The organism is Tenacibaculum discolor, assembly GCF_003664185.1.
Lineage (GTDB): Bacteria > Bacteroidota > Bacteroidia > Flavobacteriales > Flavobacteriaceae > Polaribacter > Polaribacter discolor.
The window spans coordinates 545554-565827 of record NZ_RCCS01000004.1; the positions used below are offsets into that span (position 1 = coordinate 545554).

23 protein-coding genes are annotated in these 20274 nt (G+C 33.2%); 8 read left to right on the plus strand and 15 right to left on the minus strand.

The annotated features are described in order from the left end of the window. Positions 1–4: 4 nt before the first annotated feature. The 7 genes from C8N27_RS03050 to C8N27_RS03080 all read left to right on the plus strand — a co-directional run bounded on the left by C8N27_RS03050 (position 5) and on the right by C8N27_RS03080 (position 4834). A complete protein-coding gene (locus C8N27_RS03050) occupies positions 5–727 on the plus strand; it encodes a hypothetical protein (protein ID WP_121146221.1) in 723 nt (240 codons plus the stop codon). A gap of 17 nt (positions 728–744) precedes the next feature. Continuing rightward, on the plus strand, positions 745–999 hold the full coding sequence (locus C8N27_RS03055; RefSeq protein WP_121146222.1) for a hypothetical protein: 255 nt from the start codon (positions 745–747) through the stop codon (positions 997–999). A gap of 94 nt (positions 1000–1093) precedes the next feature. Next, on the plus strand, positions 1094–1480 hold the full coding sequence (locus tag C8N27_RS03060) for a hypothetical protein (RefSeq protein ID WP_121146223.1): 387 nt from the start codon (positions 1094–1096) through the stop codon (positions 1478–1480). A 39-nt stretch (positions 1481–1519) separates the two neighbouring features. Beyond that, positions 1520–2257 (plus strand): hypothetical protein, encoded by a 738-nt coding sequence (locus C8N27_RS03065; protein ID WP_147431695.1) that lies wholly within the window; start codon positions 1520–1522, stop codon positions 2255–2257. 2 nt (positions 2258–2259) lie between these two features. After that, positions 2260–2982: a hypothetical protein gene (locus tag C8N27_RS03070; RefSeq protein ID WP_121146225.1), complete on the plus strand. Its 723-nt coding sequence runs from the start codon at positions 2260–2262 to the stop codon at positions 2980–2982. Between the two features lie 17 nt (positions 2983–2999). Further along, the gene (locus C8N27_RS03075; protein ID WP_121146226.1) at positions 3000–3722 is read left to right on the plus strand and encodes a hypothetical protein; all 723 of its coding nucleotides are present in this window, start codon (positions 3000–3002) and stop codon (positions 3720–3722) included. A 386-nt stretch (positions 3723–4108) separates the two neighbouring features. Next, positions 4109–4834 carry a DUF6261 family protein gene (locus C8N27_RS03080; RefSeq protein WP_147431696.1) on the plus strand — a complete coding sequence of 242 codons (726 nt, stop codon included), beginning with the start codon at positions 4109–4111 and terminating at the stop codon, positions 4832–4834. A gap of 87 nt (positions 4835–4921) precedes the next feature. On the opposite strand, the gene C8N27_RS03085 is transcribed toward C8N27_RS03080, so the two are convergent. The 6 genes from C8N27_RS03085 to C8N27_RS03110 all read right to left on the minus strand — a co-directional run bounded on the left by C8N27_RS03085 (position 4922) and on the right by C8N27_RS03110 (position 9961). Next, a complete protein-coding gene (locus tag C8N27_RS03085; RefSeq protein ID WP_121146228.1) occupies positions 4922–6625 on the minus strand; it encodes an alkaline phosphatase D family protein in 1704 nt (567 codons plus the stop codon). A gap of 86 nt (positions 6626–6711) precedes the next feature. Continuing rightward, positions 6712–7602, minus strand: a complete 891-nt coding sequence (locus C8N27_RS03090; protein WP_244174705.1) for a TPM domain-containing protein — start codon at positions 7600–7602, stop codon at positions 6712–6714. Next, entirely contained in the window at positions 7583–8020 is a 438-nt protein-coding gene (locus C8N27_RS03095) for a TPM domain-containing protein (protein WP_121146229.1), read from the minus strand. The genes C8N27_RS03090 and C8N27_RS03095 overlap by 20 nt, the downstream gene beginning before the upstream one ends. Positions 8021–8025: 5 nt before the next feature. Then, positions 8026–8622 carry a LemA family protein gene (locus C8N27_RS03100; protein WP_121146230.1) on the minus strand — a complete coding sequence of 199 codons (597 nt, stop codon included), beginning with the start codon at positions 8620–8622 and terminating at the stop codon, positions 8026–8028. 19 nt (positions 8623–8641) lie between these two features. Further along, entirely contained in the window at positions 8642–8971 is a 330-nt protein-coding gene (locus C8N27_RS03105; protein ID WP_047790038.1) for a MerR family transcriptional regulator, read from the minus strand. Positions 8972–8992: 21 nt separating this feature from the next. Further along, a complete protein-coding gene (locus tag C8N27_RS03110) occupies positions 8993–9961 on the minus strand; it encodes a M23 family metallopeptidase (RefSeq protein WP_099215773.1) in 969 nt (322 codons plus the stop codon). A gap of 155 nt (positions 9962–10116) precedes the next feature. Between C8N27_RS03110 and alaS the strand changes: the two genes are divergently transcribed. Further along, complete coding sequence (gene alaS / locus C8N27_RS03115; protein ID WP_121146231.1) at positions 10117–12732, plus strand: alanine--tRNA ligase; 2616 nt, start codon at positions 10117–10119, stop codon at positions 12730–12732. A 38-nt stretch (positions 12733–12770) separates the two neighbouring features. On the opposite strand, the gene C8N27_RS03120 is transcribed toward alaS, so the two are convergent. From C8N27_RS03120 to C8N27_RS03160, 9 genes are read right to left on the minus strand one after another with little or no spacing between them, the layout of a single operon-like run. Next, positions 12771–14057 (minus strand): cryptochrome/photolyase family protein, encoded by a 1287-nt coding sequence (locus tag C8N27_RS03120; RefSeq protein ID WP_121146232.1) that lies wholly within the window; start codon positions 14055–14057, stop codon positions 12771–12773. Continuing rightward, positions 14047–14532: an SRPBCC family protein gene (locus C8N27_RS03125; RefSeq protein ID WP_120186247.1), complete on the minus strand. Its 486-nt coding sequence runs from the start codon at positions 14530–14532 to the stop codon at positions 14047–14049. The genes C8N27_RS03120 and C8N27_RS03125 overlap by 11 nt, the downstream gene beginning before the upstream one ends. After that, complete coding sequence (locus tag C8N27_RS03130) at positions 14532–15074, minus strand: glutathione peroxidase (RefSeq protein WP_028892323.1); 543 nt, start codon at positions 15072–15074, stop codon at positions 14532–14534. Before C8N27_RS03130 ends, C8N27_RS03125 begins: the two co-directional genes overlap by 1 nt. 1 nt (position 15075) lies before the next feature. After that, positions 15076–15600, minus strand: a complete 525-nt coding sequence (locus C8N27_RS03135; protein ID WP_121146233.1) for a CIA30 family protein — start codon at positions 15598–15600, stop codon at positions 15076–15078. Positions 15601–15603: 3 nt separating this feature from the next. After that, on the minus strand, positions 15604–16281 hold the full coding sequence (locus tag C8N27_RS03140; RefSeq protein WP_121146234.1) for an SDR family NAD(P)-dependent oxidoreductase: 678 nt from the start codon (positions 16279–16281) through the stop codon (positions 15604–15606). 2 nt (positions 16282–16283) lie between these two features. Next, the gene (locus C8N27_RS03145) at positions 16284–17702 is read right to left on the minus strand and encodes an SDR family oxidoreductase (protein ID WP_121146235.1); all 1419 of its coding nucleotides are present in this window, start codon (positions 17700–17702) and stop codon (positions 16284–16286) included. After that, complete coding sequence (locus C8N27_RS03150; RefSeq protein ID WP_244174706.1) at positions 17699–18256, minus strand: flavin reductase family protein; 558 nt, start codon at positions 18254–18256, stop codon at positions 17699–17701. Before C8N27_RS03150 ends, C8N27_RS03145 begins: the two co-directional genes overlap by 4 nt. Before the next feature lie 56 nt (positions 18257–18312). Then, on the minus strand, positions 18313–19623 hold the full coding sequence (locus C8N27_RS03155; protein WP_099215764.1) for an ABC1 kinase family protein: 1311 nt from the start codon (positions 19621–19623) through the stop codon (positions 18313–18315). Next, positions 19620–20273 (minus strand): TetR family transcriptional regulator C-terminal domain-containing protein, encoded by a 654-nt coding sequence (locus C8N27_RS03160; protein ID WP_121146237.1) that lies wholly within the window; start codon positions 20271–20273, stop codon positions 19620–19622. The genes C8N27_RS03155 and C8N27_RS03160 overlap by 4 nt, the downstream gene beginning before the upstream one ends. Position 20274 lies beyond the last annotated feature (1 nt).

Here is a 20274-nt window from a genome sequence, read left to right on the forward strand (position 1 = left end):
TATTATGAGTTTTTTTAAAGCCAAACCCCTACCACATGAAATACTTTGCGACCCAGAAATTTTTTTTGATTGGGAAGTTATTCCTGGTAAGGCAAGAAAAGTACAAGAAATTAACGATGAATATTTTGTATTAAACATCGCAAGAGGCTTGACTTTTTCTAAAATCTTTACTTTCTATTTTGGGGGAGGAGTATTATTATTTTTATTTTTATTACAATTCTTAATAAAAAAACCTACACCATTACATGTTTACTTAATAGCCTTACCATTCATTATCATAGGTTTATTTCATTTAGCAGTATATTATTACAACCCACATAAAGAACTGGTACTTGATAGAATGAATGGCACCATAAGTTACCCTCATTTATTTTTTAGTAGAAAGCAAGAAACCGTGCCCTTTTGGTTAGTTACAGTATATAAAAATTTACAAACAGGAGGAGATTTTGCTCCTACAGGGTATAGTTTAATTTTACGTGACCGCAAACAAAATTTCACTTGGACACTAGCTAATAGAGAAGTAGAAAGTTATTGGAGCTTTATGGTATGGTATATGGATAAAAACAGACCCTTACCGGATGGTAAAATTTTTAATCCATACAGGCAAGCCGATTTTGATCGTAGATTAAAAGAAGGCTTTCCAAAACCTTTATACCCTAGCTTTATACCAACCGATGAACACACACCAGAACAACAGGCTATGCGTAGGCGTATGGCTGGGTGGTAAAAACTAATTAAGACACTATGAGTTTTTTTAAAGCCAAACCCCTACCACATGAAATACTTTGCGACCCAGAAATTTTTTTTGATTGGGAAGTTATTCCTGGTAAGGCTCAAAAAGTACAAGAAATTAACGATGATTATTTTGTATTAAATATGTCAAGAGGTTTTAGTTTGTTTAAAATATATACATTCTTTGTTGGAGGTTCTGTAATGCTAATAATTCTTTTATTACAACTAATAGGAAAAAATGGGGGGGGGGGGGATTACTTGGGTTGACTATCTTTTGTTTACATCCCCTTTTATTATCATAGGATTATTTCATTTAACGATATATTATTACAACCCACATAAAGAATTGGTATTAGACAGAATGAACGGCACTATAAGTTACCCCCGTTTATTTTTTAGTAGAAAACAAGAAACCGTACCCTTTTGGTTGGTTACGGTCTATAAAAGTTTAGATACTGGAGGTGATTTTGCTCCGACAGGCTTTAGTTTAGTATTACGTGACCGTAAACAAGACTTTGCTTGGACACTAGCTAATAGAGAAGTAGAAAGTTATTGGAGTTTTATGGTATGGTATATGGATAAAAACAGACCCTTACCGGATGGTAAAATTTTTAATCCATACAGGCAAGCCGATTTTGACCGTAGATTAAAAGAAGGCTTTCCACAACCTTTATACCCTAGCTTTATACCAACCGATGAACACACACCAGAACAACAAGCTATGCGTAGGCGTTTGGCGGGATGGTAAAATAAAAAATTACATACGAATTATAAAAAAATGAGAAAGATGAAAAAAAGTGTTTTAATTATTGTTTTAATGTTTTTAAGTTGTAGCAAGGCTATTGACAAAAAATATCAAGAAGATAGTGAATTTGAAAACTTAATGGAAATAAAAAAAGATATAACATATGAGGATTATAAAATACTTAAATGGCAATTATATTTTTTAAAGTCTAAAAACAGTAACATTAAAAAAACATATGCAAAAATTTTATCTGAAGGGCAAGTCAGATGGAATGACACTCTAAAGAAACGAGAAAAGAACCGTAAAGAGAAACAGGAACGATTAGATCAAGAACATAAAAAAGAACAAGAGCGAATAAAACAAGAGCAAGAAGAATTTAAAAAAGAGTTAACAGCTAAAATATGTAATCGTAAATGGGGAATTTATTATTACAAACCTGATCATATAGAAATTAATCCAGACCTCGAAGAAAGTAGTAAAAAAATTGCTGAAACTGCATTCAAATGGAACCCTAAACACAACTGGATACTATTTAAAGAAGATGGAACTTGTACAGTTAAAGATATCGAATCAAATAACACATATACAAAAAGGTGGCATATAACAGACCGTGGAATTTTTCTTCCTAGTGGCTGGCAATATGAAAGAACAAGGATGTCAATGTCTGAGATTACTTTGGAAATTATAAATCTAAATAACACAAATTTTGACGTAATAGAAATAGAAATCTTTAATGGTCTTGTTTTTAAAAGTGAAATGAAAATGAAAAAAATAAAATAGCATTGAGTTTTTTTAAAGCCAAACCCCTACCACATGAAATAGTTGACTACCCTATTACCCAATTTGCAGAAGACTTACAACCTAATAAAGCTCAGAAAATACAAGAAGCTAATGACGAATATTATGTGTTAAATATCGCAAGAGGCTTATCTTTTTTTAGAATCTTTACTTTTTGGTTTGGAGGGGGAGGGCTTTTATTTTTATTTTTAATTCAGTTTATAATAAAGAAGCCTACACCGTTACACATTTATTTAATTCCTTCTCCTTTTATTATACTAGGGCTATTTCATTTAGCGGTATATTATTACAATCCAAATAAAGAATTGGTGTTAGATAGAATGAACGGTACCATAAGTTATCCGCGTTTATTTTTTAGCAGAAAGCAAGAAACCGTACCCTTTTGGTTGGTTACGGTCTATAAAAGTTTAGATACTGGAGGAGATTTTGCTCCTACAGGCTTTAGTTTGGTATTACGTGACCGTAAACAAGATTTTGCTTGGACATTAGCTAATAGAGACGTAGAACGTTATTGGAGTTTTATGGTATGGTATATGGATAAAAACAGACCCTTACCCCTTGGAGAGGTTTTCGATCCATATAGACAAGCCGATTTTGACCGTAGATTAAAAGAAGGTTTTCCAAAACATTTATACCCTAGCTTTATACCAACCGATGAACATACACCAGAACAACAGGCTATGCGAAGACGTATGGCAGAGTGGTAAAAACTAATTAAGACAGCATGAGTTTTTTTAAAGCCACCCCCTTACCACATGAAATAGTTGACTACCCTATTACCCAATTCAAATTTAATTTACACCCCAATAAAGCTGAAAAAATACAAGAAGCCAACGACGAATATTTTGTCCTAAACATGGCAAGAGGTTTATTTTTATTTAGAATGTTTACTTTTTATTTTGGAGGAGGAATATTATTGTTATTTTTCTTAATTCAGTTTATAATAAAGAAACCTACGCCACTACACATTTATTTAATTCCTTTACCTTTTATTATACTAGGTTTATTTCATTTAGCGGTGTATTATTATAACCCACATAAAGAATTGGTGTTAGATAGAATGAATGGTACCATAAGTTACCCCCGTTTATTTTTTAGCAAAAAACAAGAAACTGTACCTTTTTGGTTAGTTACAGTATATAAAAATTTACAAACAGGAGGAGATTTTACACCTATGGGGTATAATTTAATATTACGTGATCGTAAACAAGATTTTACTTGGACTCTTGCATATAATAGATGTGAACGTTATTGGAGCTTTATGGTATGGTATATGGACAAAAACAGACCACTCCCTTTTGGCGATGTTTTCCATCCATATAGGCAAGCCGATTTTGATCGTAGATTAAAAGAAGGCTTTCCTAAACCTTTATACCCAAGCTTTGTACCAACCGATGAACACACACCAGAACAGCAAGCTATGCGTAGGCGTTTGGCGGGATGGTAGCTTTTATACAAGAATATACCCTCATAAAAACCTCAGCGAAGCTCGTTGAACAATCCTCAACACAACGAAACCATCAGCGAAGCTCGCTGAACGTTCCTCAACACAACGAAACCATCAGCGAAGTTCGTTGAACGTTCCTCAATACAACGAAACCATCAGCGAAGCTCGCTGAACATTCCTCAACATAACAAAACCATCAGCGAAGCTCGCTGAACGTTCCTTTAAATAACAAAATTCTCCATAAGTATCTTCACAACCTACTTAGTAGGCAAACTTTAACAATTGTTAACTTTTTTAGAAACTTTTATACTCTTAAATTGCTAATGCTATGAAAGTTACCAAATCACTTTCTATAAATATTTAGTATTAATTTAAAAAATTAGCTTATGAACAGTCCGTATTTAAATCGGTATCGTAACGGTGAATATCTACAATACATGAAAGATATTTTACAACTTGTAAACTTACAAGATGTTGATGCGTTAGCATTAACAAACCCCACTAACGAATTAACAACTATTGTTAATCGTATTGATTCTTTGTACCAACAAGTACAAGGTAGCAGCTTAACACAAGAAATAATAGCCCTTGACACTAGAAGAGATAAAGCTATTACAGGAATTAGAACACTTGTTAGTGCTTATACTAATCATTTTAACGAAGCTACAATAAGTGCCGCCAAAGCACTACTTGCTACAATAAATACTTATGGCACTGATATAGCTCGTAAAAGTTACCAAGAACAAACCGCTATTTTAGATAGTATTAGTAAAGATTTTGAAACTGAACCTGAGCTTATTCAGGCTATTTCTTTACTTGATATAGCTACTTGGGTTGCTGAATTAAAAAATGCCAATACCGAGTTTTCTGCCAAGTATATTGAGCGTGTAGGTGAAACAGCAGCTTCATCAGAAAACAATATTCAAGAGTTGCGTACTGAAGCTTCACTTACTTACAGAAAACTTGTATTACACATTGAAGCTCATGCAACACTTTCTGAAAATGAAGCCTACCCAACCTTACTTAATGAAATTGATGTATTGGCTAAACAATATAATTTGGTAGTAGATAACAGATCCAAGTCTAGCACCCCTGCTACTGAAGAAGCATAACACTAGTTGATTTCGTATATCTTTTATAGCATACAAAAAGGCTCCTGAGTTATTCAGGAGCCTTTGATATGTTCTTATAATATATAATTATAAGGTTACTGTTTTTCCGATACTGTTTGAATAGGTTTTATTGGTAACAGTATCAACAAAGTTCCAATCGGTTTGTATACCTGCAGCTGTTACTGTAAGTTTCATATATCCTCTTTGAGATAAATTACCGTATTGTAAATCGTCTATCAACAAACCTAATGCAGCTTCTAAATCTGTTGCTGATGCTCCTAAGTAGGTTTCTAATCCTGGTGACGATACTGAGCTCGTAGCTACCTCTACTGCTACTTTTTCTCCAGAATTATCTTTTAAATCGCTATACCACGCATTGTGAGTATCTCCTGCTAGTACTACTACATTTTTACTTTTAAAGCTTGCTAAAATACGTTCTCTTTCCATAAAATAGCCATCCCAAGCATCTAAGTTATATGGTAATACCGTTTCTATTCTTGCTTTTTCTTCTGCTGTTAAAGTAGGATCGTTTTGTAAAGCTCTTGTTTTAATCGTTACCAACTCTGTAATAGAGGTTTTAAATAGATTAAACGTTTCTTCACTTGCTGATCCTGTAGCAGATACTTCTGCTAATAGTTTTGCTAAGAGTGTTAATAGTTCAGCAGGAATTAACATTTTTCCCATTAAAACTTGCTGCCCTATAATTTGCCATGTACTATTGCTAGCCGCTAATTCACTTTCTAACCATCCTAATTGGGTAGTTCCTAAAAGTGTACGTTGCGGATTTAACCATGCTTGTTGAAAAGCTGCTGAATCAAACGCTCCATTTTCACCGTAAAATGCTGAATATTCTAGCTGCTTATCTCTTCCAATAATACGCGTATCTAACATAATTAAATCTACCAAACTTCCAATTTTCAAGTTTCTGTAAATAATTGAATTATCTACAAGATTCGTCATGTTAGGTAAGTATTCGCTGTATGCTTTTAACGCACTTTGTTTTCTTGAAGTAAAGCTTCCTTCATCTTCTTGATGGTTTTCAGCTCCGTCTTTATACGTATCGTTTGCTACTTCATGATCGTCCCAAACACAGATAAAAGGTTTTCTTCTATGTAACTCTTTTAATTGCTCGTCTGAACGATATTGACGGTAACGGGTACGATAATCATCTAACGAAATAATTTCTCCTTTAGGCTCTGGTGTTCTAAACGAACCGTAAGTGTTCTCACCATACTCATAGATATAATCTCCTAAATGGATTACAACATCTGCATCAGATTTTTTTATCTCTTCGTATACGTTAAAGTAACCGTAAGCAAAGTTTGCACAAGATGCTACTGCTAACTTTACTTCGCTTATTGATTCGCTAAACGTTAGGGTTTCTCCTACTGGTGATGTTGCTTTATCGTCAGCACTTACAAAACGGTAGTATAATTTTTGTCCTGCGTCTAAATCTTTAATTTCAACAGCTACAGTAAAATCTCTTGAAGCATCGGTAGTTACTTCTGCTTGACGAACAACCTCTTTAAAGTTTTTGTCTTTTGCTATTTGCCAAATTAAGGTTGCCGAAGTTTGTTTGGTACTATAACGAGTCCAAATAATAACTTGTGAGTTTGTAGGATCAAAACTAGCAACGCCTTGCTCAAAGTTTTTCTCTGCTAAGTTATCTGGAATTGGTAATTCATCAATATCATCATCTTTACAACTAATAAAATTAGGGACTAAAAGTAGTCCTCCAGTTGCTAATAATGAGTTTCTTAAAAAGCTTCTTCTTTTAATGTTAGTCTTCATACGTAAGGGTCATTTAATTTCCCTGCATAAGTACTATTTCAACATTGCTTTAACGTTAACTAACCTTTACTAAATAAATGAAGTTACTACCAACCTCCAGTAGCACCGCCACCGCCAAAGCCGCCGCCGCCGAAACCTCCTCCGAAGCCACCGCCGCCGCCAAAACCTCCTGACGATCCTCCACCGAAGCTTCCTCCGCCAAAACCGCCTCTTCCTGCGTTGCTTAAAATAATGGTTTCTAAAATACCTCTTGCAACATCTGATTTCCTGTAGCCTCTTCCACCACCACGGTTTCCTCTACTACCGCTTGAAATAATGATAAAAAATACTATAAGAATGATGATAAAAATAATAAAACTAAAATCTGTTTTTTTAGATTGTTTTCTAGAACCTTTATATTCACCACTCATTACCTTAAAAACAGCATCTACTCCACTGTTTAAACCAGCGTAATAATCGCCTTGTTTAAAGTAAGGGATAATGTCGTACTCTATAATTTGTCGAGAAACATAATCGGTTAATAAGTGTTCGGTTCCATAACCTGTTCTGATGGTTATTTTGCGATCGTCTTTTGCCAGTAACATGAACACTCCATTATCCTGCTCTTTGCTTCCTCCTATTCCCCATTCATGCGCCCAATTAGTAGCTAAATACCCTATTTCTTCACCTTCGGTTGAGCTTATAATTGCCACCACTACTTGTGTTGAAGTAGTATCAGCATATTTAATTAGCTTATTTTCTAAGCTTCTCTTTTGATTGGGTGATAAAAGGTTGATATAATCGTAAACACTTGTTTGAAACTTAGGGGTCTCAGGAATTTGAAACCCTTGTGAGAAAAGAGTGTGTCCGCTTAAAAATGCAATAAAAAAAAGAACAACTTTTAAGTTCTGCAACTTGTTTGTTCTTTTATATAATGACGTTAATTTTCTTATCATGTTTCTTCCTTCTGTGAAGGTTTTAGCCTTTTGATATTTCATTACTTAGCTCATCTTCATCATCGGTAGTCCAAGGGAAGTGAGCCTTTAATTCTTTTCCTGCTTTCAGCACACCATCTATAATTCCTTGTTTAAAGTTTCCTTGTTTAAACTGATTTTGGATGGCTTCTTTAGTTGTTTCCCAAAAATTTGTAGGAACAACTGCATTAATACCTTCATCACCATAAATTACAAACTTATGGTCATCAACAGCAATGTATATTAATACACCGTTTCGCTGTTGGGTATTAAACATTTTAAGCATTTGAAATACTTCTAGTGCTCGGTCATAATGAGAAACCTCGGTAGTTTTTTCAATATGTACACGAATTTCACCAGAAGTACTTCGTTCTGCTTTCCTAATAGCTTGAACGATTTCCTCTTCTTCTTTGGCAGTAAGAAAATCTTCTACTTTAGACATATTTTTTAGAATTTAAAATCTACATCAGGAGCATTCTCTGAACCTGCATCAGATTTGTAACGCGTCATTTCTGTTAAGTTGAACATACCTGCTAACATGTTTCCTGGAAACATTTTAATGTGCTTATTGTAAACATTTACAGCTTCGTTGTAACGATCACGTGCTACATTAATTCTATTTTCTGTTCCTTCTAACTGACTTTGTAATTCTAAGAAGTTTTTGTTTGCTTTGATATCTGGATAACGTTCTACAGACACTAATAACTTAGATAAAGCTCCGCTTAACCCTGTTTGTGCTTGTTGAAACTGTGCCATTTTTTCTGGCGTTAAATCACCAGCATTAATATTTACTGAAGTTGCTTTTGCTCTTGCATTAATTACGTCTGTTAACGTGCTTTTTTCAAAATCGGCAGCTCCTTGTACAGTCTTTACTAAGTTACCAATTAAATCGTTTCTTCGTTGGTAAGAACTCTCTACATTAGACCATGTAGTTTTAGCATCTTCTTGGTATGTTATTGCTGTATTATAGAATCCTTTTGCCCATGAATAAATTCCAAATACTAAAACTCCTATAATAATTAAAGGCACTAACCATTTTTTCATAATTTTTGATTTTTTGTAATTATAATTGATTTTTGATTTTTATTAACTCTGCTTTTACAGTTTCTAATCTACTAATAATTTCCTGATTATTTAAGACTCCCTCTGGGTTTTTCTTTAGCTTTTGTTTTGCACCATCTAAAGTAAATCCTCTTTCTTTTACAAGGTTGTAAATAATTTTAAAGTTTTTTACGTCCTCTTGTGTAAACAATCGATCGCCTTTAGCATTTTTTTTAGGATTGATAATTTCAAACTCTTTATCCCAAAATCGTATAAGTGAACTATTCACCCCAAAAGCTTTTGCAACTTCTCCTATTTTGTAATATCGTTTATCGGGTAAGTCTACATACATTTTTCACAGCTTGTTACGTGTTTAGTCATATGACTGACCTTTTTGTTGTGAAGCTTTTTGCATGGCTGCAAACTCTTCTGGAGTTAAATCTCCGTAATAATAGTAAATAGGGTTTACAGGTCTTCCGTTTTTATGCACTTCGTAGTGTAGGTGTGGTGCTGCCGAACGACCAGTGTTTCCAACATAACCTATTAAATCACCACGTTTTACTTTTTGTCCTCTTCTGGCTAAAATTTTACTCATGTGAGCATAAATGGTTTGGTATCCATATCCATGATCTATATAAACCACTTTACCAAAAGTAGAACTTCTGTGTGCTTTTTTAACAATACCGTTTCCTGATGCAAAAATTGGTGTACCTGTTGGCGCAGTAAAATCCATTCCGTTATGCATACGCCACGACTTTAATATAGGGTGTAAACGCATTCCATAACCTGATGCCATTCTTTTTAAATCTTGATTTTTTACAGGCTGAATAGCAGGTATTGAAGCTAACATTTTTTCTTTTTCTTTGGCTAGCTCAACAATCTCATCCAACGATTTTGATTGTACTACCATTTGTTTTGATAAAATGTCTAACTCCTTAGTTACTTTCTTTACCATTGAACTATTATCAAAACCGTCTAAGTGCTTATATCTGTTAACACCTCCAAAACCAGCTTTTCTTTGCTCTTCTGGTATTGGACTAGCCTCAAAATATGTTCGGTAAATATTGTTATCTCTTTCTTGTAAATCGGTTAAGATTTCAGCGCTTTCTTCCATTTTTTTTGAAAGCAACTCATAATGTAATTTTAAGTTTTCTAATTCTCTCTTTTGAGCTCGCTCTTTTGGAGACATTAAAAACTGGCTAAAACCTATAAAACCAAAAAAAGCAATTAATAAAAAACTAAGTAGCCCAAAAAAAGTTTTCTTATACTTTTCACTTCTTTTAACCTCTATCTTTCTATATGATAAAGTGTCTGGGTCATAATAATATTTTACTTTTGCCATAATGCTAAATGTACTATTTTTGTGCTTTTTAAATTAAGCATCCTTAGAGGGGATGTACAATTTGAAAACTCACAAATTTACAAAATCTTTTAAAACTTCTTTTTATAAGCAGTTTTTTAAACATATTTTAACAAAATCCAGATACCCAGAGTTGTATGAAATCTCAAGATATTAGAGCTAAATTTTTAGATTTTTTTAAATCAAAACAACACGAAATAGTTCCTTCAGCACCAATGGTGTTAAAGAACGACCCTACTTTAATGTTTACCAACGCTGGTATGGTGCCATTTAAAGAGTTTTTCTTAGGAAACTCAACTCCTAAAAATGGTAGAGTTTCTGATAGCCAAAAGTGTTTACGTGTTTCTGGTAAACATAATGACTTGGAAGAGGTTGGTTACGATACTTACCACCACACCATGTTTGAAATGTTAGGTAACTGGAGTTTTGGTGATTACTTTAAGAAAGAAGCTATTGCTTGGGCCTGGGAATTATTAACTGAAGTTTACAAAGTAGATAAAGACATTTTGTACGTAACTGTTTTTGAAGGTGATGAAAAGGACGGTACAAAAATGGATCAAGAGGCATACGATATTTGGAAGCAATACATTGCTGAAGATCGTATCTTAATGGGTAATAAAAAGGATAACTTCTGGGAAATGGGCGAGCAAGGTCCTTGTGGTCCGTGTTCTGAAATCCATGTAGATATTCGTTCTGCTGAAGAAAAAGCTAAGGTGGATGGAAAATCGTTAGTAAACGAAGATCACCCTCAGGTTGTTGAAATCTGGAACTTAGTATTCATGCAATACAATCGTAAAGCAGATGGTTCTTTAGTTGAACTTCCTGCGAAACATATTGATACTGGTATGGGATTTGAGCGTTTATGTATGGTTTTACAAGGTGTTCAATCTAATTACGATACTGATGTATTTACTCCTTTAATTCGTGAGATAGGAACAATTACTGGTGCTAAGTACGGAAAAGATGAAAAAATTGACATTGCTATTCGTGTAATTGCCGACCACGTTCGTGCTGTTGCTTTTGCTATTGCAGACGGTCAATTACCAAGTAATAATGGTGCTGGTTATGTAATACGTAGAATTTTACGTCGTGCTATTCGTTATGGTTTTACTTTCTTAAACCAGAAAGAGCCTTTTATTTATAAGTTAGTAGAAACTTTAGCATACCAAATGGGAAGTGCATTCCCTGAAATTAGAAAACAAAATACTTTAGTACACAATGTAATTAAAGAAGAAGAAACTTCTTTCTTACGTACATTAGATCAAGGGTTATTATTATTAGACCAAGTTATTGCGACTACTAATGGTAAAACTGTATCTGGTAAACGTGCTTTTGAATTATATGACACCTATGGATTCCCTTTAGATTTAACGCAGTTAATTGCTCGTGAAAAGGGGTATGAAATTAATGAAGAGGAATTTAATGCAGGTATGAAAGCTCAAAAAGAGCGTTCTCGTGCAGCTTCTGCAAGTGAAACTGGTGATTGGGTTACTTTATTAGATGATGATGTTGAAGAGTTTATCGGATATGATATATTAACTACCAATGTAAGATTAACTCGCTACAGAAAAGTTAGTACCAAAAAAGGTGGTGACCAATATCAACTGGTATTCAACATGACTCCTTTTTATCCAGAAGGTGGTGGACAGGTTGGTGACAAAGGATATATTGAATCTCCTAATGGTGATATTATTTATGTTATTGACACCAAAAAAGAGAACAATGTTATCATTCATTTTGCTAAGAATTTACCTAAAAACTTAAACGAAACTTTTAAGGCTGTTGTAAATAAAGAACATAGAAGTTTAGCTGCTAGTAATCACTCGGCTACTCACTTATTACACCAAGCTTTACGTACTATTTTAGGAGATCATGTAGAACAAAAAGGTTCGTTGGTTAGTCCTGATTATTTACGTTTTGACTTTTCTCACTTCTCTAAAGTAGATAATGATCAATTAGAGGCTGTTGAGGAATTCGTAAATGCTCGTATTCGTGAAAATCTTCCTTTACAAGAGCAAAGGAATATACCAATGCAACAAGCTATTGACGAAGGTGCTGTAGCTTTATTTGGTGAAAAATATGGTGATAGTGTTCGTACCATTCGTTTTGGACAATCAATGGAATTATGTGGAGGTACGCACGTACAACAAACTGGTGATATTTGGTATTTCAAAATAAAATCGGAAGGTGCTGTCGCTGCTGGAATCAGAAGGATTGAAGCAATTACTAATGTAGCTGTTGGTGATTATTTTGAAGATGTTGAGCGTAACTACGATGCAGTAAAACAGTTATTGAAAAACCCTAAAGATGTTGCTAAATCGGTAAGTAGTTTACAAGATGAAAATACTGCTTTGAAAAAGCAAGTTGAGCAACTATTAAAGGATAAAGCTAAAAACATGAAAGGCGAACTTAAAAACCAGTTACAAGAGGTAAATGGAGTTCAGTTTTTAGCAACTAAAGTAGATTTAGATCCTAACAGCATTAAAAACTTATTATTTGAGTTAGGTGGAGAAATTAACAATTTATTTGTGGTATTTGCTACTGCCCCTTCTGCTGAAAAGGCTATGTTAACTTGTTATATTTCTAAAGAATTAGCTAATGAAAAAGGATACGATGCTGGTAAAGTTGTTAGAGAATTAGGAAAACTAATCCACGGTGGTGGTGGTGGACAAAATTTCTTTGCAACCGCTGGTGGTAAAAACCCTGGAGGCATACCAAAAGCATTAGAGAGAGCAAAAGACTATATCGCTTAATACATACTTAAAAAGGTTCAGAAAATTCTGAACCTTTTTTATTGCAGTGCATTTTTATATGTACTTATCGCTCGTTCTCTAGCAAACTTGTGTTCTACCATTGGTTGCGGATAGGTTAGCTCATCAAAGTCTTTTACCCACTTTCTAACATATTGTAAGTCTTTATCAAACTTTTTTAATTGAGATTCGGGGTTAAACACTCTAAAATACGGAGCTGCATCGCAACCCGTACCTGCCGCCCATTGCCAATTTCCGTTATTTGCTGACAGATCATAATCCAATAACTTTTCTGCAAAGTAAGCTTCTCCCCAACGCCAATCTATTAATAAATGTTTGCATAAAAACCCAGCAGTAATCATACGAACTCTGTTATGCATGTATCCTGTTTCATTTAACTCTCTCATTCCTGCATCTACCATAGGATACCCTGTTTTACCTGCACACCATTTTTTAAATTCCTCCTCGTTATTCCTCCAAGGAACTGCATCGTACTTTTGTTTAAAGTTCTGGGTAACTACTTTTGGAAAGTGATATAAAATTTGCATAAAAAACTCACGCCAAATCAGTTCACTTAAAAAAGTTTGGTTAGTTTTTAAAGCAAAACGAACCATTTTTCGAGTACTTATCAATCCGAAACGTAAATAAGGTGACAAATATGAAGTTTTATCTTCAGCAGGAAAATCTCTCTCCTCATCATACGAATCCAAATTAGATAAGTTATATGGTTTTACTTTAATTGTACTTTCTTCAAAACCTATGGAAGCTAATGATAGAAATTCAGATGAAAACTGATAAAAGTTAGCTAAGTCTATCGTAAAATCTTGCGTATCTTTCTTTTCAGAGAAGTTTTGCAACCATTTGTTTTTATAGGGTGTGAAAACTGTATATGGAGTTCCGTCATTTTTTAAAACTTCGTTTTCTTCAAAGATTACTTGATCTTTAAAAGCATTAAATCTTATTCCTTTTAATGTTAAAAAGTCAGCTATTTCCTTGTCTCTTTTAATGGCGTAAGGTTCGTAATCTTTATTTGTGTAAACCCTCTGAATCGTATATTCTTCTATAAGTTTTCTCCAAACTTCTAGAGGTTTTCCTTTTTTAATTATAAGAGATGATCGATACTCTCTTAATTCTTTATCAAGCTTTTGTAGCGTTTGATAAATAAACGTTACACGTGCATCATTTTTAGGAAGACTTTCTAAAATATCTTTATCAAAAATAAATAATGGTACAACTTTATTTCCTGATTGAAGCGCTTCATGCAATCCTTTGTTATCCTCTAAACGTAAATCTCGACGAAACCAAAAAATCGATACTTTATTTTCCATTAAATAATTTTTCTAACGTACTATAACGGTGTTTAAATATTCCTTTTAACTGCCTTTTTATAAAGATTGACTGGGCTATATGTCCTAAAAAACCGAAAGGTATTTTGTATGATATTTTGTCTTTCATCAATGTTTTTCCATTTGGCAACTCTTCAAACCAGTGTTCGTGATGCCACATGCTATAGGGACCAAATCGCTGTTCATCTATAAAAAAATGTTGCTCTTTTACTTGTGTAATTTCAGTAACCCAACTAGACTTAATCCCAGGTAGAATCCCTATTTTATATGTAATTATTTGCCCTGCATACGCTTTTTTATTAACCTCAGAAGTTATTTGAAAGCCCATATGTGAAGGAGTTATTTTTTGTAAGTTTCCTGGAGAACTAAAAAAATCCCACGCTTGCTTCAACGGAACGTTTAAAATTTGCTCTGTTGATAAAGTATAAATTCCTGAATGTTTTTTGAAATGAATCATTATAACAGTTTGGTGATTTTCTTACTCATTGGTTTGGTGATTGAATAAAAAACATCAATTAGCCTTCCTTCTTCATCTACCAAATATTTTTGAAAATTCCATTTTACTGAAGAACTCATTTTTCCATTTTTCTCTTTTTGTGTTAACCATTGGTATAACGGGTGTTGATTTTCTCCTTTAACTTCAATTTTTTCTGTCATAGGAAAATCTACTCCATAGTTGACACTACAAAATGATTGAATTTCTTTTATTGTTCCTGGTTCTTGTCCTCCAAATTGATTACATGGTAAACCTACAATTACTAACTTATCTTTGTGTTTTGAGTATAGTTCTTGTAAACCTTCATACTGATTTGTAAAGCCACATTTTGATGCTACATTTACAAATAGTATTTTCTTTCCTTTAAATTGATTAAGGTCTAAGTTTTTTCCATCAATTCCCTCAATTTTTATATCGTATAACGATTCTTTAGGAGCAACTGTTTGTGCTTTTCCTGAAAAACTAAATAATGCCATGATTAAGAATATTTTTACTGTGTTCATTTTATTGAATTGCTATTTTTATTATTTCTAACGAAAATTTTTCATCTTTTTTGTTTCCTATTAAAACTGCTACTTCTTTTATTTGGTTAGCAGAAAAATTACCAAAGCTTAACTTTCTACCTCTAAAAGCGGGATAAAATCCTTTTAGTGGTAGTACAATTTCTTGTTCTTGTTTGTTGGTTCTGAATGCTTGCACATAAGAATAACGTTGAGATTCGTCTGACTTTAATCGTAATTGATATTGCTTATCATCTCCTTTTACTCTTAATATAATTTTTGAATGTTGGTTATTTAAATTTATAGCTGTTGACATTTTGGTCATAGCAAACCCTCCATTATTCTCAGTTGAAACTCTTCCTGAGAAAACAAGATTTCCTTCATCATTAATCTTAACGGATGAATTAGAAACACCGCCCATTACAGTATCGTTAGTGATATACCGCTTTTGTGTGTTGTTATCTTTGTCAAAAATTATAATTTCATCATTCAAACACATAAGAAAACTTAGAATTAAAAACCATTTCATTTTCTACATTTTTACACTTACAATTCCAGCATCAATGGGAATTATTTGTCCTGTCATTGACGCTGATGCATCTGAAAGTAAAAAGGTTGCCAATCCTGCTACTTCTTCTGCTTTTAAATATTTTTTTAGCGGATGCCTATTTTGTAAACTTTCTTGTTGTTTTTCATTTCGTAATAAACGAGCAGCCAACGGTGTATCGGTTACTGTAGGAGCAATGGCATTAAATCGGATTTTGGTTGCATATTCTGCCGCTAATGATTTTGTTAGTCCTTCAATTGCTGATTTACTTGTTGCGATACTTGCATGAAAAGGCATTCCTAAAAACGAAGCTACAGTACTAAACAACACAACGCTTCCTTTATTTTTTGTCAAAGCCCCTTCATAAGCTTTCAGTGTTTTAATTGCTCCTATTACGTTTATTTCTAAATCAGCTTGAAAATCAGCTATTTTTAATCTTGAAAATGATTTTAAATTAATGCTTCCTGGACAATATACCAATCCATGTACTTCCTCTAACTCTGGAAGTTCATCTTTTGTTATATCACAAGTGTAATGTGTTATATGTTGATGAGTTTCTGGTTGGGTTCTACTTATATTGATAATTTTATGAGTGTCTTTTAAATCATCAATAATTGCTTTACCAATGCCACTACTACCTCCTACTACTACAATTGTTTTCATAATTACGCTTTTATTAAATGATTAATCATTCCTTTAAATACAAATGCGTGAAAAGGTAAAACGCTATACCAATACATTCTCCCCCAAATTCCTTTGGGTCTAAAAATAGCTCTTTGATGTAACTTACCTTTTTCTATTTTAAATTCTAACCATGCTTCACCAGGCAACTTCATTTCTGCAAATAAAATCAATCGTTTATTCTTTTTATCTGCTAACAATACTCTCCAAAAATCGAGTGGATCTCCTGGTTCTAATTCTGTGGGATGTCTTCTACCTCTTCGCAATCCAACACCTCCAAAAAGTTTATCCACGTACCCTCTTATCTTCCAAAGAGAATTAAACTTGTACCACCCTGTTTCTCCTCCGATACTCCAGATTTTATGTAATGTATTCTCCTCGTTTTGTATTTCTCTAACTCTTATGTCTTTAAAACAACCGTATTGAGGTATTTGTATATGTTTTGCCAATTGATCGTGAAAAACTCCACTACTCATGGCATCTTTCCAACTAGAAATTACTTCATTTTGCTCTATTTTTTGAAATGCTAATGTTACTGCTTCTTTATAGGTTATGGGCTCCACATTAAGTAACGTATTAATGTTACTTGGTTTTGCAATTACTTCAACCTTCATACTATCCACTAAGGCTTGTGCTAGGTTAAAAGATGTAGATGTTACAAAATATAACCAATAGGAAGATAGTTTTGGTGTTAATACTGGAAGTGTATAAATGTATCTTTTAAACCCTCTTACCTCAGCAAACTGTAACAACATTTCCTTATAGGTTAGTATCTCAGGACCGCAAATGTCAAAAGATTTATTGTAGACCTCTTTAACTTGTAAACTATTTTCTAAAAAGGCTAATACATCTCTAACTGCAATAGGTTGTGTTTTCGTTTTTAACCATTTTGGTGTTACCATTACCGGAAGCTTTTCTACGATATCTCTTATAATTTCAAAAGAAGCACTTCCACTTCCTACAATAATTCCTGCCCTAAAGGTCGTTAAGGCATAACTGTTTGATTGTAACTCTTTTTCTACTTCGTATCTTGATTTTAGGTGCTTGGACAGCGAATTGTCATTAACTATTCCGCTTAAATACACCACTTGCTTACAATTAGTAGATTCTAATAGTTTTTTAAAATTCTGTGCACAGGTTAATTCTAAGTTTTCAAAATTTTCTGATGTCGTCGCCATCGAATGAATTAAATAGTACGCAGCATCAATATCTTTAGGAAAAACTGTATTTTCTGTATTTAAAAAATCTACTTTTATAAAAGTAACGTTCGGATTGTTTTCAAACTCATCTGGTATTCTATCTAAATCACGAACACAACAGACTAATTGATGGTTATTTTCCAGCAACCTAACAATTAATCGTTTTCCTATATAACCTGTTGTGCCTGTAACTAAGATTTTCATTCCTTTGGTCTTTGATATGATAATCTTGTATAGTTTTCTGCAACCATATAGGTATCTAATCCATTAATTGCAGCTACTTTTTCTTTGGATAGGTTTAAAAAACCATCTTCTGAAAGCATATTGTCATTAAAATACAAATCAGTAACTTCTCCCAGAACTAAAATAGTTCCGTTAGCTTTTATATGATGTTCTTCTAAAAACTTCATTCCTATTTGTAAGGGTGACTCTACCACAAATGGAGCATGGAAGTTATTTTTAAATTCTTCCGAAAGTGTTGTTTTATCAAATTCTGAAATTTCTGACGGATATTTAGCCGAGGTATGATGCGCCTCCTCTATCATTGCTTCATTAATAGCATTAATTGTGTAGTAACCCGTTTCTTTGATATTGTTATATGTATTCCTCACAACGGTTGTGGGACGCAGGACAAAACCTAGTATTGCTGGACTTGAACCATAATGCACTACAGAGCTAAACACCGCTACATTGGTAATATCGTCATTAGATTTTGTCGCAATAAGATTTGCTGGTTTATAACCAGAAATACTATTCATCAAATTTATTTTATAAAGATGAGGAAACTCGTCTATTTCTTGACGCGTAATATGCATTATATCGTATTAAAATTATTTATTTTTACCTTGTTTGCTTTTAAATCGTGCATTAGGTTATACAAACCAAAAAATGTTCTATTAATATAAATAAAGTGTTTTGACCCTCTATTCCCATTCATCTTTTTTAGTTCTGTACTCTTGGCATATTTTTGACCTAAATCAGCTATTTTCCCAAAGAAAACCTCATCAGAAAAATCAAATTCTTCTTGCTGAAAAGGTTGTGTAAAGAGTGATAACATCTCATAAAAAAGCGACTTAAAAAAGGTTATTTCTTCTGGGGTATCGTCTTTTCTTAAAATTTCTAACTCATACAGTTTGCTTTCAAAGAAGGTAGGATTATCTATATTCTCTCGTTTTGCTAATTCAAAATAAGGCACATAAAAACTTTCAGGAACTTCTTTCATGCATCCAAAATCAATAACAATAAGTTCGTTTGATTTGGATACTAAAAAGTTTCCTGGATGTGGGTCTGCATGTACTTTTTTTAGCTTGTGCATTTGGTACATGTAAAAATCCCACAAAGCCTGCCCTAGTTTGTTTGAAACATCTTCAGTTTGTTCTTCTTTAGTAAATTCTGACAGGTGAACCCCATCCATCCAGTCCATCGTTAAAATTCTATCTGATGACAAGTCTGGATAGTAGCTTGGGAATTTTAAATTTGGAATATGTTTACATGCATCAGCAATTTCATTACTCTGAGCTAGCTCTAATTCATAATTAGTTTCCTCTAAAAGTTTGTCTTCAACTTCTTTGAAGTATTCGTCAGAGCCCTCACCTTTAATGTTAAACATTTTCATTGCAATGGGTTTTACCATTGCTAAATCGGTTGAAATACTATCCGCTACTCCAGGATACTGAATTTTTACAGCTAACTTTTTTCCATCTTTCGTCGCTTTATGAACTTGTCCTATACTTGCTGCATTTACTGATTCTGCCGTAAACGTATCAAAAACTTCATTAGGTGTTTTGCTAAAGTATTTTTTAAATGTTTTGGTTACCAAAGGTCCTGATAATGGTGGTACTGAAAACTGAGATAATGAGAATTTTTCTACATAAGCATTGGGTAAAATATTCTTTTCCATACTTAGCATTTGCGCTACTTTTAATGCTGAACCTTTTAGCTCTTTTAACCCATCATAAATATCGGTAGCATTATCTTCATTAAGCTGCTTTTTAGCTTCCTCTTCTGATTTAGTGATTTTATTACCGTAATATTTAGCATAATTTACACCTACTTTTACACCTGTTGAAACTAGTTTTGTAGCACGTTCTATTTTTGAGGTTGGTATTTTATTTAGCGTTTTCATACCATTGGTGATTTTTCTTTCCACAAAAACTTTGCTAAATCAATCACACTTTTTACAGGTGCTATTTGCTGAATATCAAAGCTTGCTTTGACTGATTTTTCTATAAAAAGATCTGTTTTTTCAAAATTAGGTGATTCATCATCTATCCAAAATTTTAAGATCATTAGTAACTGCATCCAATATCCTTCTGCAACAGTTTTATCTTGAATTTTATTTACTTTTTCATTTTTAAAGTCAATTTTTTCAAGATCTAATCCGTTTACAAAATCAATAAATTCTACTCGCAACTCTTTCAATACAGATAATCTTGAAAAGTCGGTTTTCATTTCCTTGAATTGCAACAACACGTACGATCTGTTAGCTGTTAACAGTTCAAAAAAAGTAAAGTAAAAACTTAATAGTTTATCTTTTGATGAATAGTCTTTGTATGCCTCTGTTTTATGCAATAAGTGAATAGTTTCTTTTGCAAAAACTCCGAAAATAGCTTTTTCTAAACTTTCAAAACTTGAAAAATGTTTGTAAAAGCCTGACTCTTCAAAGTTGTTTTCTTGCGCGAAAGAAAATATAGAGTTTGGTTTACCTGCTGATAGTACAGCGTTCATATACCATTCTATTATTTTTTCTTGAGTTATGTTCTTTTTTTTTGCCATG